This window comes from Hominimerdicola alba (genome assembly GCF_900109655.1).
GTDB classification, from domain to species: Bacteria; Bacillota; Clostridia; order Oscillospirales; family Ruminococcaceae; genus Hominimerdicola; species Hominimerdicola alba_B.
In genome coordinates, this window is record NZ_FOAT01000015.1 from 12,135 (window position 1) to 25,786 (window position 13,652).

Below are 13,652 nucleotides of genomic sequence, written 5' to 3' on the forward strand. Positions count from 1 at the left end.
AATCAAACTCTCCGGCATGGGCTCAATTATTCATCGCATTTGAATTTCAGAATACATCTACATACTTAATCATGTCTTTGTATCCTTGTAGCATATGGTGTGTTATATCCTATAAGACTCACGATTGAAGGTTTCTTTTTCATAGTATAATTTTAATAGTTCGGAGAAGCGTAACCATATACGTAGCTGCTGTTGACTGTACGCTTGCTGTTTGCAGTAAATTTAGCAACCTGATATTTACCATTCAAAAGAACATTGCCTTCAACCACCTGAAGATAGCCGTTAACAGGACTTGCTATAATTATACCGATATGGCAACCACCGTTGGTTCCGTAGAATACTAAGTCACCTCCTTTGGGTGTATAACTACCGCCATAGTAGCGTGATTTGTAAAATCTACCACAATTTCGATAGAATTTAAGTGTATTGGAAACGGAAGCTGATTTAGGAATAATGCTCGTAGAAACCCCTGAACGATTAGCTACCCAGCTAACAAAGGCATCACACCAAGCATATCCTGTTGCGTTAATAGTTCGTCCATAATACCAAGTATTATATTTAACATTGTTATTTCCAGTTTCTGCAACTCCAACTTCACGAAGTGCAGTATTCACTACGTTCTGACGAGCATTTGAAATACTTCCACCGCCCGAATTGGTCAACCTTGCATAGTCACTTGCACTTACCCAACCTATCTTGTAATTTCCTCCGGAAATGGGGTATATCAGCTGATAGGCATTATTAACTTTATTCAGGAGATAGCAAGTATCGTTTTTATCGATCGACCCTATATTGAAGGTTCCACCATTAGAATTGTAAGTAAATGTATTTACACCTGCAGCAGCCTTAAATGCATTTCTGGTTTCGTTACGATTTCCTCTTGTAATATCGCTTGTCCGGACGTATGCGTATTTGTATGTATTCCCGGCAGGATAAAAAACAGTAGATACACTATTGCCCATACGGTATATATAACAGTCGTCTCCTGCATCAATGCAAGCCGTGCTGTAGGTCTTTACTCCACTGCCATTTAAATTTGAAAAGTTACCTCTTGCACTCAGATTGGAATAGGCATATACAGGTACCCACGATGTAGCCTTCCATACTATTCTATTAGACCCATTAAGATTGGGTACATAAAGATTCGAAGCAGCCGATGCTGTTATTGTAGTGGGAACGCAGAGATTCTTAATGATTCCATCCGACGCAGACGGAGTAACCACTCCCGTGGAAAGCAAAACAGCTGCCGAAAACGAAGCAATCAACTTGATGAAACCTGAGTTACCTTTGAACTTTATTGACATATTAAGTCCTCCTTAGTTTTAACACAGAGTTTGTACCTGTGTTTTACTGACTACAAATACTTATAGTGATATACCATATTTTACTACTACCACGGATTATACATAAATCTAATATGGAGAACGCAAATCAGTGGTAGGAGTTAAAAAACCATTTTTACCAACTCCTATTTTGTAATAACAGCAGATTTTGAAAAATGCAAACGCATTTTTCATCTCATCCATCAGCTATATTATATCACGGATAATTTCCAATGTCAAGTAATTTGTAAAATCTTAGTTCAAACTTCATTGAATAAAACATGCGTGCCTTGACTATCTATTCAAACTTGCATGCAATCGAAATTGTAATTTTCAAATTTTCATTCTCGCAAATAAAAGTTTCCTCATCCTAAACCCGACCAAACAAACATATTCAGAAAACAGTGCTTATCAATTTTACGAAAAGTTAAACATGTTAAACAGTTTTACGAATAAAAGAACAGAATAATCCCGAAAACGTAATTAGTCTTTTAGCTTCGCAAAACAATGAAATATTTTATAATCTTTACTCAGTAATTGAACACAAAGTCTAAAAAAATCGCGAAATATATTCAATAAACTACTGAATTATCAACAGTTTTAACAGTGTGGAATAATTTTTTTCAAGAGTTCTTTATTTTGACTTACTCGTTTCACAGACTTGAGTCTATCCTAAAATTTGTGTAAACCTCCAAAGTAGTGTATAATAGAAGATACACTACTTTGGAGGTTTTAATTATGAGCAGAAAGAGAAAAAATGAAACAGAAGAGCAGAGTGCAAGAACTCCGATCGTGTGCAGATCAAGCTCCGAGAGGGTCAGCTGATCTGCACACAATGGTGTGATATCATTTTCCACCACCGTTTTTTATGTATTCCGATAAGTAGTATCTAGGGATCTTCCATACTCTTTTCCCTATCTTGAATCCCTTTATCTCACCGCTTTTAAGCAGCCTTATCAGAGTCGGTCTGCTTATTTTCAGCAGCTTGCAGGTCTCATTTACTGTAAGTAATTCATCTGACAGGTTCATGAAAAAACACCTCTTTACTCCTTGTTTTCTGTTTTAGGTAATTGGAATATTTTCTGTCTGCTTCATTTGGTTCATCAAATTCAAGTATTGAGTCAATAGACTGCATAAATGGAATATCATATCTTTGGATAGGTATCGGTGAAATACCTGCTTTATCAAAATAATTCAGAAGATTCAGCTTTGCGTCATCGCTCCCTTTGTAGTTTTCCAATGCCTTAGCTAAAGTATAATTTTGCTTACTACTCATTCTGATAATCAGCCAATGCATTTTTTCTACCCTTTTTTGTTTGGTCTGAAATTTATCTTTGATAATCTTGTTCTGCCAATAGTTCTGTACAAAGCAGGTATCGGTATAATACAAAAATACAGAGTTATATATATCATTTAAATATTCATATCGTCTACCGAAAATGTGCCTTAAAGCCCTTGAAACAGACATATGCTTTGTCTTCTTTTTTATAAAGCCCTTAGTACAGCGAGCCTCCACTCTCATTGTATCTTCGTAGTACTCTTTGTCCTCATCAGAATAATTCTGATCAATCGCTGCACGATGCTTATTGTATACCACAAACTCAACTTGCCGAGATACATTTATAGCATTAAAAGAATCCTCCGGTCTGAAATTCTCTGTATTTTCTTCAAGCTGCCTGTTAAGTTCATAGCCGCTGTACAGTGTCATTCTTCTCATTATCATTATATATTCTCTGATTATCTTTTCGGGAATATCATGAATATCCTTTGTAATATCTATCCTTGTGAGCGTAAAATCATTTAGAGTGATCCCGGCATCTTCAAACCAAAATGAAATTAACATATCCATTTTATCGATCATTTTATCAAAATCTTCTGTATTGCAAATATGCTTAATATTTGTATGAGGTATGTATACCCTGTTGGGATCTACTATGATACTTATCCTATAATTCTTATTTCTGTCTCTGCGTTCTTTATCAGAGCATTTTTTGCTTTTTATAATAAAGCCCATTGCTGCAAATTCAACACATACATATTCTACATTGTTTTTATGTGTCTTATATTTTTTGAAATTTTCTGTCATCTTTTTCATGGTATCAAAATCCGTCTTATATGTTAATTCAAAAGTATCTATAAATACATTGCTCATAAAAGCACCTCCAAATTTATTTTATACCATTGTTGTAAAATAATAAAAAATAATTACAACAATGGTTTAATTAGATTTATTATTAACCAGTCAAACGAACACAAAGAAGAAGCTAACTATAAAATCCTATTAGATAAGACACACATAGAATAAAATAAGAATGTTTGGGGTAGGGGGAAACTACAGTTAATTAGTTGTATTTTTAACCTGTGATTTAACACCTATATATACATAGTTTTCTATTATTTGAAAACAGTATCCCTATTTACAAGACGAATATTTTTTTCTTAATAAAAATTCCGCCATTTTCGCGGATTATTTCCGCCATTATTGCGGAAATATTTTAATTTAATTTTTTTGCTGTATATCTTAAGCATACCTATACTAACATCAGCACAAAAGTTCTATTATTTTCATAGTTGAATTTTATTTGATTTTGTGGTATAATAAGTATGACATAAATTAGAAGAGCTTTTATTATACCGAGTCTTAGTTAATTAATTTTAGATTAGCGTGAAAGGTCGTATTAATTATGCGCAATAATAAATCAAAGGATGTAATGCTTGAAGAAATTAATAAAATTTTAGCTTATGATGCAACTTCCGAAAATGAAACAGATACACAAAAATTTTACACTCTCCGAGAAATTACCAACGAAGAATTTGATATTCTGAAAAAAAAAGATATGAAAGAAGAATTATACGGCACTGATTCAAAGAAGATTTGGTATATCCAAAGATTCAAACAACTAATAGAAATATTTAGCTGTCTGAAAATTCAAGATGAATTTAAAAAGCTAAAAAAAGGAAGAACGTATTCTTTTTCAAAGAGAAATAAAGAGTTTATACTCTTATTATTCAAGGAATATGATGGTAAACTGGATTCCTTGCGAAGAGGACAGATTAATGCTTCCGACGGCTCTTTTTATATGGAACTATACACTGGGATACTTGATATTTTCTATGATTCAAATGCCGATAAAGAAACATTCGATAGCGTAAAAATTAAACTATGGAATCGACTGGATATTCCTCAGATAAAGTTGGAATCACGCTTGGATTCTGTTTTTGACGAATGCAAAAAAATGGTAAATAAAAACATAGATACTCCTTCTGTTGGTATGGGAATGACTGAAAAGTTATACTGGGAAATGGCATTTTGTCTTTCATATGAGAATTTCATAAAAACATGGAACGATATTTTTGGTAGGATGAGTTCTATACGATCGACTGAGGTATTTTCAACAGAAGAAATCGCAGCAGCCGCTGAAAAAGAAAACCCAGAGCTTACTCAAATAGAATTTCTGTATAGCGAAGAACTAATAGATGCTTATGAAAATGATGTCCACTTACAAAACTTGGAAGAAGAACTATGTAAATTATCAGGGAAAAAGAAGAAAAAACTACTAAGAGATGTTGAAAAAGAGTTCATCAAACTCACGAAGCAGATCAATGATCGAAGGAAGGAAATAAAGCGCGAGTTTATATCCAAGCATATTCCGGACTTTTCATTTCCAGATGGGTATGATGAAGATCCTGATTATAATCCAAAGCTTATGTCTTTCACTAAACTGCTTGACCTTGCTATTCAAGATGAAATAGAAGATCGTTATCTGATTGCACTATTAAGTAAAAACGATATACTCAGAAGAATGAAGCTATACTTTCCTTAGAAGTTTCGGCTATGTCAGAAAAGTATTACATATTGATTAATACTACGTCTCCGCTGATAATTCAGATCATTAGTTTATCGCAGTTATGATTTCGTCGAGGCGTTTCGAGTAAAAAAAGAGAGATACCTTCATCATCACATCATTGATGAAGTATCTCTCTTTTGGTCATATCAGCTGTATTGATCTTTGATGGCTGCGATATCAGCGTGATCACTTACTCCTCTTCATTGCCGCCGTTATTAAGAAAACGATCAAATTCCTTAAACTCTCTCTGCTTCAGATCCTTGGTGGCATCCGTGTAGACGTTCATCGTTGTATTAAAATCTGCATGACCTAATACATCCTGAATGACCTTGATGTTAACTCCTGACTCACACAGACGTGTGGCGAAAGTGTGCCTGAGTGAATGACAGCTGAATCTTGGTAACAGCGTGACATTCGCTTTTCCCCTTGACTTGACTATGATCTCTTCGTTGCAGTCACGAGTGATGCGGCGTATAGCTTTATTCAGTGTACCCTGATTATGTACATTACCGAATCGATTAACGAACACAAAATCAGTGTAACCGTCTATCGTGACAGCGCATTGGATCTCGGCTTCACGCTGATAGTGTTCTTCCTGTATAAAAGCCTCTTTTACGCCATTGAGGATAGGTATCGTTCTTTCTCCTGCCTTTGTCTTGGGTGTATGTATGTTGAAATAGCACCCGTTCTTCTTGTGGTTGTAATATACCAGCGTGTGGTTCACGCTGATGAATCCACCGTCAAGATCAACATCTTCCCAGCGTAACCCTGTTATCTCGCCTACCCTCATGCCGGTATTGAGCATTATGTAGAAAATAGGATACCAGTGATGGTACTTCCCGTTTCGGGAAAGATAGTTCAGAAAAATATCCTGTTCCTCCCGGGTAAGGGCACGTTTCTTTTCGTTTTCAAAGTTTCTCGCATGCTTAAGGTGCCTTAGCGCATTGTTAGATGGGTTAGTTCTGAGATAATTGTCCTGCACCGCCAGATCAAGCACCTGATGAAGGACAGTATGAATGTTGTCTATGGTGTTCGCTTTCAGCAGCCTTTCATCAGCGAGTGTGTTATAAAAGCGAAGCACATCGGAGTGTTTAAGCGTTGCTATCCTGTATCTGCCCAGATCAGGCTCCACAAATGACTCGTACATATACTTGTAGTTCTGGAAAGTATTGTCTTTTAACCCCTTCTTAAGACGTAACCACATATAGTATATGTCATTAACTGTTACCATTGTGGCTTCAGTTCGGATACCATCAGCTCTGTTGCGGCTGATATCATCTTCACGCTTTCTCAGGCCTTCCAGTGTCTTGTCATATACGCAGTGTCGTTTCCCATTCGATGCCGTATATCGATACATATATGTGCCGTCACTGCGCTCTGACTCACCGGATTTAAGAACTCTACCTTTGCTGTCCTTTCGTCTTTCTGCCATATGAATTCCTCCTTTATAAATAACGGCGGACGCTAAATCTAACGTCCGCCGTATAGTCAATTTGCTAGATAGAATAGGCATTAGCAATAAATTCATCAAACGGCTTACGTTTGATGAGCCTCTTGTTACCTATCCAAATCACAAATGGGCAATGCTCGTCGGCTGTAAGCTCTCTGAGCTTGTTCTGCCCGATGTTGTAATACTCGGCAGCTTCCGCTATGGTAAGATTACTCTTTTCCCAGATAGGGACTGTCTTGCTGTCCAACAGGTAGACAGTCTCGTTGCGCTGTGCCAGGATCTCCTTGGTTCTCATGTTCGACCCTCCTTTCAATAATGTGTAGTTGTCGGAAGCCCCTCTGTGAATGAGGAACTTCCGGTGTGGTTATACTAAAATTATGTATAATCATGAAGTTGCAAAAACCGAATCGTCATATCTTAAGGATATTTCTGTATTCTCTCAGCTTGCTGCCATCGATCTCATATACTCTTTTTCCAAGGTCATTATACTTGATAGCCCGTTCTGTCTTTCCGGATACGGATTCATTGGTTCTGATCAGGTTTCCCATATCAAGTAATTTTCCCAGTTCTTTCTTGGATATCATATAGTCTTTTTCGATCAGATTGTGTGCATGGTCAGCGGTCAGATAATATTTATCCTTGTCGTTATTATAATAAATACAATCATCGGATATCCTTTCAGAATTTTTACAACACGACTTGAATCGGGAATAATCAGTTGTTAACCACTTACCTATGGCATTAACAAATTCCTTGATAAAGTCCACGAACACAGACTTTGTGAGCATATCCCGCCTGTTATAATCAAGAGTTAATTTTATATTCTCGTCGATAGAATCGCGCAGCTTTTTCCATATAGGCTCAAGTATCGTATCTTCTTCTTCAGGACAGAAATAAGCACAAAAAACCTCGATCGAAGCATACAGGAACCGCTTGCTGTTCATGATCCTATCATAGCCGTAATACTTATCACGCTCATCTGAGGGATAATCGAATTTTTTAAATACCTTCTTTATCGTATGTGAGACTATCTCAGGATTATTGCATATCCAGATAACAAAGGTTTTTAACCAGCCAATGTAGATCTTCTTGTTATCTTTGAGCGCTTTTATCACCTTGCTGTTCAGCTCGTCGCTCATTGTCGCCATCACACATCGATTAGTCTTATTACTCTTCCTGATGACATCTTCAGCAGAAATCGCTGCCATAGGTAATAGTTTGCGATTCTTCCCTTTATGTGGGCTGTCACCGGGAACATTCTTGCTGTGTATGATCTCTTCAGTAGTTATCTGACCGCGTTTGCCGCCATAGGCTACCTCATTAGGGTGATAGTCGTCAGTGACCACACCAAAATCCTGAACTTTGTTTAGCCTGTCAAACAATTCTTCCATATTACCTGACAGCTGAACTATGTTATAGTTTCTGGAATTTTCATTGTAAAATATCCCCATAAGCAATTCCAAAGCCATCGACTTGCCTGTACCGGTATCACCATGAAGGTAGAGTATGAAGTCGCTGTCATCAATGTATTTTTCAGGGATGAAATGCTTTATCAGAGTTGCTATAACAAATATAAACAGCACATTCGGGATTCCGGAACGCTCCAGCAGATAAATGATATACTGTCTGCCAGCATTTTCATCTGTGACCGACGGCTTTAACATGAATTCAGACTCATATACATAACATTCATCATCAGAACCGTTAAGTACCTTATTACCCATAAGATAGACATACCTGTCTTGATACAGCATATTGTATCCCTGATGAAGCAGATACGCCTGTGTTACTTTGGTTACCTGAATAATGACAGCCAGGATAGACTCACATATTATTTTTTCAAGTTTCTTAGTTCTGGGTTTCGCAAAACAAAAAGTATCGGGAAATGCATTAAAGATCACTCCGGCATTCAGTTCTTCGATACTGATCAGTCCCACATACTTTTTATAATTGCCGTCAGTAACACGATTTGAAGACTCAGATCCTTCGTTCTCATCATCCGGATCGTCCGATGGTACGTCCGGCGGATCGGCGTTGCTCAGATCGATCATCTTTGCTTCAGCGTCAGGTGGAGCATCAATGGATCCTGCTCTGCCATCGGAGATGTCATTGACTCGAAAACCAAGCTCAACGATCCGTATATGTTCATTTCTATCACTGTAAGCATCGATGACCCGATTTACAAAGTATGTACCATTACTGAATGGGAACCCCTTGTAAGTAATGATATTATTCTCAAGATCAGTCTCCATATCCTTCGGCATCAGAGGATATAACGGTAACGGCGGTGAATTGTTCATGGGTGAAATGATCATAAAATGACCTCCTGTTTGGTTTGTTTGCAGCTACATACTGGTGTACGAACAACATCTTATCAGATGAAAGATATCGATACTCATAACATCCTGTAGGCAGATACAAAACTCTGTTGAATGTTTTCTCGAAGTGTTACCTTCTGTATCCTATTATAGCACATAATGCTTACTATGCAAATTGTGATGAAAACGACATATTTTGCAACTATCCTAAGCAAAAGCAATTGTTTCAAATATTGCTAACTAACCTAGTATTTACGAATGCTGCGATAATAACAATTGGTAAGAGATAGTAATCGTAAGTTGAAAGTGATAATTGAATATACCTTTAAAACCTTTATCTCTGATATCTTGATCGTTTTCACTATGATTGTGCAGATACAAAAAAAGAGCCTTGCCGCAGCAAAGCTCTTCGATGAAAATTTTTATATCCTCAAACTAATCTCGATGTTTTTTTATATATCCTTCAAACTAATTTCATTGTTGACACAACTACTGTTACAACAAACACTATGAAAATACAAAAAGGTTGCGTAACCGCACAAGTTACGCAACCTTTTATTCAAATACATATTTGTATACACCATTCTTTTACATATCGGTTCTTTGCAGCAAATCCAAGCTGTAGTACAACTGAGAAAGCATTATAGCTTTATACAGCTTTTCGGGAAAGTGGTGTAAATTTGGTGTAAATGGTGTAAAAAACTGTGGTTTTTCTGTTCTGAAACCGCCTAAATACGCACTTTTATCAGTCGATACTCTTCATCGTCGGGAACAGCAGAACATCTCTGATTGCGGGAGAATTTGTCAGCAGCATAACGAGTCTGTCGATGCCGTAACCGATACCGCCCGTGGGGGGCATACCTATCTCCAGTGCGCGCAGGAAGTCTTCGTCGGTGCGGTTTGCTTCTTCGTCGCCGCTGCTGAGTGCTTCTTCCTGTGCCTTGAAACGCTCGCGCTGGTCGATGGGGTCGTTCAGTTCGCTGTATGCGTTGCACATCTCCCAACCGTTGATGAACAGCTCAAAACGCTCAACATAATCGGGCGCATCGGGCTTCTTCTTGGTCAGGGGGCTGATCTCGATGGGGTGATCCATAATGAATGTAGGCTGGATCAGGTGCTCCTCAACATACTCCTCGAAGAAGAGGTTGAGTATATCGCCTCTCTTGTGTCTGTCCTCGAATTCTATGTGGCGCTCCTTAGCAAGTGCCTTAGCTTCCTCGGTAGTCTTTACCTCATTGAAATCAACGCCGGCATACTTCTTGACTGCCTCGATCATGGTGAGTCTTTCAAAAGGCTTACCAAGATCGATCTCGTGCTCGCCGTAGGGGATGGTTGTTCCGCCGCATACAGTCTCAGCAAGATGTCTGAACATATCCTCTGTCAGATCCATCATGCCGTGATAGTCGGTGTATGCCTGATAAAGCTCCATAAGTGTGAACTCGGGGTTGTGTCTTGCGTCAACGCCCTCGTTACGGAACACTCTGCCGATCTCGTAAACTCTTTCAAGTCCGCCGACGATCAGTCTCTTCAGGTAAAGTTCGAGAGATATTCTCAGCTTAACATCCTCGTCAAGAGCATTGTAGTGGGTCTCGAAAGGTCTTGCTGCAGCACCGCCTGCGTTGCTTACCAGCATGGGAGTCTCAACTTCCATGAATCCCCTTTCATCCAGATATCTTCTGATAGTGGAGATGATCTTGGATCTCTTGATGAAGGTATCCTTGACCTCGGGATTGCATATCAGGTCGGTATAACGCTGTCTGTATCTTGTATCCTGATCCTTCAGACCGTGCCACTTTTCGGGCAGGGGCTGCAGGTTCTTGGACAGCAGTGTAAAGCTCTCAGCGTGAACGGATATCTCACCCATCCTTGTTCTGAAAACAAAGCCTTCAACGCCGACGATATCACCGATATCGCCCTTCTTTACGTATCTGTCGAAAGCTTCCTTTCCGACCTCGTTCATGCGGACATAGAGCTGTATCTTACCGCTCTTGTCACGTAGATCCATGAAGCTTGCCTTGCCCATCATTCTCTTGGACATAACACGTCCTGCAATGGAAACTCGAACGCGGTTCTCCTCCAGCTTAGCAGCCAGAGCTTCTTCGTCCTCGCCTGCCTGAGCCTTGCACTCGGCTTCTGCCTTCTCATAGAGTGCCTTAGCCTCTTCACAGCTTGCAGTAACATCATACTTTGTTATCTGGAAAGGGTCTGCACCCTCGTCCTGCAAAGCCTTGAGCTTTTCCATTCTTATCTTCTTATATTCATTGACCTGCTCCTGAGTAAGCTCTTCCTCTTCGGGAGCATTGTTCATTATTTCTTCGCTCATATTTTACTTCCTTTCTGTAATGGTATTATCGTAAAGCAGCACCGATAGCCGATACTGCCGCTATTTATCGGAATAGCCGAGCTTTTTAGCGAAATTCTTCATCTCTACCAAAGTATCATCGGGACCCATCATCATAAGAAGGGTCTTACCGACCTTGATGTACAGCACATGACCTTCATCGGTATCTTTCTCAGCTGAAAGACCGTTTCTGCCCAGGGTCCTGACATCGTCTATACCTGCCGCATCACATTCGTTGTAAAACTCGTTCTCAGCGATCTCCTCGTCGGCACATTCATAAAAACCTGCCAGCCAGCCGTTATCGGTAAGAACGACAGAAGAAGTTCCGTCCTCGGTATCGGTGGTAGAAATACTGTCTTCCGCGCAGTAACCTTCCTCCAGCAAAGTTTTGCTGAATTTATCATAGTCCACTGCGCTTATACTTTTCCCCATACAGCCGCAAAGCATCGTCATAGATACTATCACTGCCGCAAGAGCCGTCCTGCGCATTTTTATCACCTCTGTAAACTGTATTCAAAACCGCGACAGGCTTATTTAACTTCGATATAATCTGTATCCCAGAGTTTACCGTAATACGAGAAACGTTTTTCTTCCACTTCCCTTTCAGCACGTTTGATACACTCCGACAATGCTTTTTTCAGCAGAGCGATATCGCCCGCACGAAAGACCGCCACTGGAGGACAGTGATCCATTATCCCCCAGTAAAGCGTTGCAGTGAATATCTTTTCATCATGGTGTTCCACCATGATATCAAAATTATCGGGATATTCGATGTGCGCCAGCAGCGAGGAGTCCTCATCACAGCTGTTCATATAAAACATGAGCCTGCCGCTGCCGAGATCGATTTCTTCAAAGGAAAAGGGAAGAATGACGTCCATTATTCTCTTGTGATCTCCAGTACCTCGAACTTGATCATGCCCGCAGGTGCTTCTACCTCGAATATATCGCCGACCTTCATGTGAAGTGCAGCCTTGCCTATGGGGCTTTCATCGGATATCTTGCCGTTGTCGGGGTCAGACTCGGTAGAACCAACGATCTGAAGAGTCTCGATCTCATCAAGTTCAAGATCTCTCAGCTTAACGTAAGAACCTACGCCGATCTCATGAACGGATATCTCATCATCATCAACGACTGTAGCGTTGGAAATGAGGATCTCCAGTTCGTTAATACGGGATTCCAGGATAGCCTGTTCGTTCTTTGCTTCATCATACTCAGCGTTCTCGGAAAGGTCGCCGAAAGAACGTGCTTCTTTCAGTTTCTGTGCGACTTCTTTACGCTTGACTGTTACCAGATATTCCTTTTCTTCAACCAGTTTGTCGTAGCCGGCTTTTGATACTGTCTTGTTGATTTCCATTATAAAACACTCCTATATAGTATTTGTATTTTGGGTATACTTCAAATTAATATTATACTATATTCCCGCTGTTTTGTCAAGTCACTGCGACCCGAAAACACGGTATTCTATTTTTGGGGTCAGAAATATTGATCTGTAAGGACGATAAGCTCCGCATATAGCATCACAATCCAAATCATAAATTTGATTAGCAATGCTTAATTATCCGCCCTTTGTTGTCATTGTCGAAAAAGTCACTTTGTAATGAATAATCCCCTTGTTGTTTAGTACAATTTATTATTTCTAATCAATAAGCATAATAAAAATACAATAAAAAAGTTGTTGACATAACAAAATTAATGTGATATAATAGTTAACCGTTAAGTTAACAATAAGGTTAACTTACTAAATAATTTTATGCATGGAGGAAAACACAATGAACAAAAAAAAGATTATTGCAGGTCTTGTTAGCGCAGTAACTGCTTTCAGCGCCCTCGGAGTTATATCTGCAAATGCAAATGCTACAAAATTTAAAAAATTTGTTAAACCGTACTTTGGAGACGTTATAAGATACGATTTAACTATGGATCAAGTTAGGATAGTATATAAAGGCCACAGACCTTCAGAAACGTATCGTCGTGGTGATGTTAATGGAGACGGACAGTTAAATGTTACTGATATAGTTAAGATATCTGCTGCAATTAGAGAGAAAACTACATTAAATCCGAAAGAACTTTGCCGTGCTGATGTTAATGGTGATAAATATATTAATGAAGCAGATTTTTTCATACTTTCTGATAAAATAACGGGAGTAAGTAATTTTAACGAACCATATTGGCATTCTATAAATACAGCTGATGTTAAATTGGCTATTTTTGAATAATCCTCTTCATTAGTAACTATCTGGTTTTTCAAAAACATCCGGAATTTTCCGGGTGTTTTTTTGTTTTTTCCGTTCATTACTACGTCAGTTATTTGACAAGCTTAGGGTGGATATTATCCACAGAAATCAATTTTAAAAAACGATATTCAAAATCATC

At 38.8% G+C, this 13,652-nt stretch carries 12 protein-coding genes; 2 read left to right on the plus strand and 10 right to left on the minus strand.

Annotated elements, in window-relative coordinates; all coding sequences use genetic code 11:
* Positions 1 to 152 precede the first annotated feature (152 nt).
* From BMY75_RS13980 to BMY75_RS13990, 3 genes are all read right to left on the minus strand, one after another.
* Positions 153 to 1,304: a CHAP domain-containing protein gene (locus tag BMY75_RS13980; protein WP_074834897.1), complete on the minus strand. Its 1,152-nt coding sequence runs from the start codon at positions 1,302 to 1,304 to the stop codon at positions 153 to 155.
* A gap of 864 nt (positions 1,305 to 2,168) precedes the next feature.
* Positions 2,169 to 2,351: a helix-turn-helix domain-containing protein gene (locus BMY75_RS13985; protein ID WP_074834899.1), complete on the minus strand. Its 183-nt coding sequence runs from the start codon at positions 2,349 to 2,351 to the stop codon at positions 2,169 to 2,171.
* Entirely contained in the window at positions 2,335 to 3,474 is a 1,140-nt protein-coding gene (locus BMY75_RS13990; protein ID WP_074834900.1) for a hypothetical protein, read from the minus strand. The genes BMY75_RS13985 and BMY75_RS13990 overlap by 17 nt, the downstream gene beginning before the upstream one ends.
* 532 nt (positions 3,475 to 4,006) lie before the next feature.
* Between BMY75_RS13990 and BMY75_RS13995 the strand changes: the two genes are divergently transcribed.
* Positions 4,007 to 5,146, plus strand: a complete 1,140-nt coding sequence (locus BMY75_RS13995) for a hypothetical protein (RefSeq protein ID WP_074834903.1) — start codon at positions 4,007 to 4,009, stop codon at positions 5,144 to 5,146.
* Between the two features lie 214 nt (positions 5,147 to 5,360).
* On the opposite strand, the gene BMY75_RS14000 is transcribed toward BMY75_RS13995, so the two are convergent.
* The 7 genes from BMY75_RS14000 to greA all read right to left on the minus strand — a co-directional run bounded on the left by BMY75_RS14000 (position 5,361) and on the right by greA (position 12,633).
* Positions 5,361 to 6,602 carry a tyrosine-type recombinase/integrase gene (locus tag BMY75_RS14000; RefSeq protein WP_074834905.1) on the minus strand — a complete coding sequence of 414 codons (1,242 nt, stop codon included), beginning with the start codon at positions 6,600 to 6,602 and terminating at the stop codon, positions 5,361 to 5,363.
* Positions 6,603 to 6,666: 64 nt separating this feature from the next.
* Positions 6,667 to 6,915 carry an excisionase gene (locus BMY75_RS14005; protein ID WP_170844311.1) on the minus strand — a complete coding sequence of 83 codons (249 nt, stop codon included), beginning with the start codon at positions 6,913 to 6,915 and terminating at the stop codon, positions 6,667 to 6,669.
* Positions 6,916 to 7,030: 115 nt separating this feature from the next.
* The gene (locus tag BMY75_RS14010; protein ID WP_074834908.1) at positions 7,031 to 8,935 is read right to left on the minus strand and encodes a P-loop NTPase family protein; all 1,905 of its coding nucleotides are present in this window, start codon (positions 8,933 to 8,935) and stop codon (positions 7,031 to 7,033) included.
* A 748-nt stretch (positions 8,936 to 9,683) separates the two neighbouring features.
* Positions 9,684 to 11,261, minus strand: a complete 1,578-nt coding sequence (gene lysS, locus BMY75_RS14020; RefSeq protein ID WP_074834914.1) for a lysine--tRNA ligase — start codon at positions 11,259 to 11,261, stop codon at positions 9,684 to 9,686.
* A gap of 60 nt (positions 11,262 to 11,321) precedes the next feature.
* Positions 11,322 to 11,768 (minus strand): hypothetical protein, encoded by a 447-nt coding sequence (locus tag BMY75_RS14025; RefSeq protein WP_074834917.1) that lies wholly within the window; start codon positions 11,766 to 11,768, stop codon positions 11,322 to 11,324.
* A gap of 41 nt (positions 11,769 to 11,809) precedes the next feature.
* Positions 11,810 to 12,157, minus strand: coding sequence for a hypothetical protein (locus BMY75_RS14030; protein WP_074834919.1), 348 nt, complete (start codon positions 12,155 to 12,157; stop codon positions 11,810 to 11,812).
* On the minus strand, positions 12,157 to 12,633 hold the full coding sequence (gene greA / locus BMY75_RS14035; RefSeq protein ID WP_074834921.1) for a transcription elongation factor GreA: 477 nt from the start codon (positions 12,631 to 12,633) through the stop codon (positions 12,157 to 12,159). Before greA ends, BMY75_RS14030 begins: the two co-directional genes overlap by 1 nt.
* Before the next feature lie 415 nt (positions 12,634 to 13,048).
* On the opposite strand from greA, the gene BMY75_RS14040 reads away from it, so the two are divergent.
* Positions 13,049 to 13,495, plus strand: a complete 447-nt coding sequence (locus BMY75_RS14040) for a dockerin type I repeat-containing protein (RefSeq protein WP_074834923.1) — start codon at positions 13,049 to 13,051, stop codon at positions 13,493 to 13,495.
* The last annotated feature ends 157 nt before the right edge of the window (positions 13,496 to 13,652 follow it).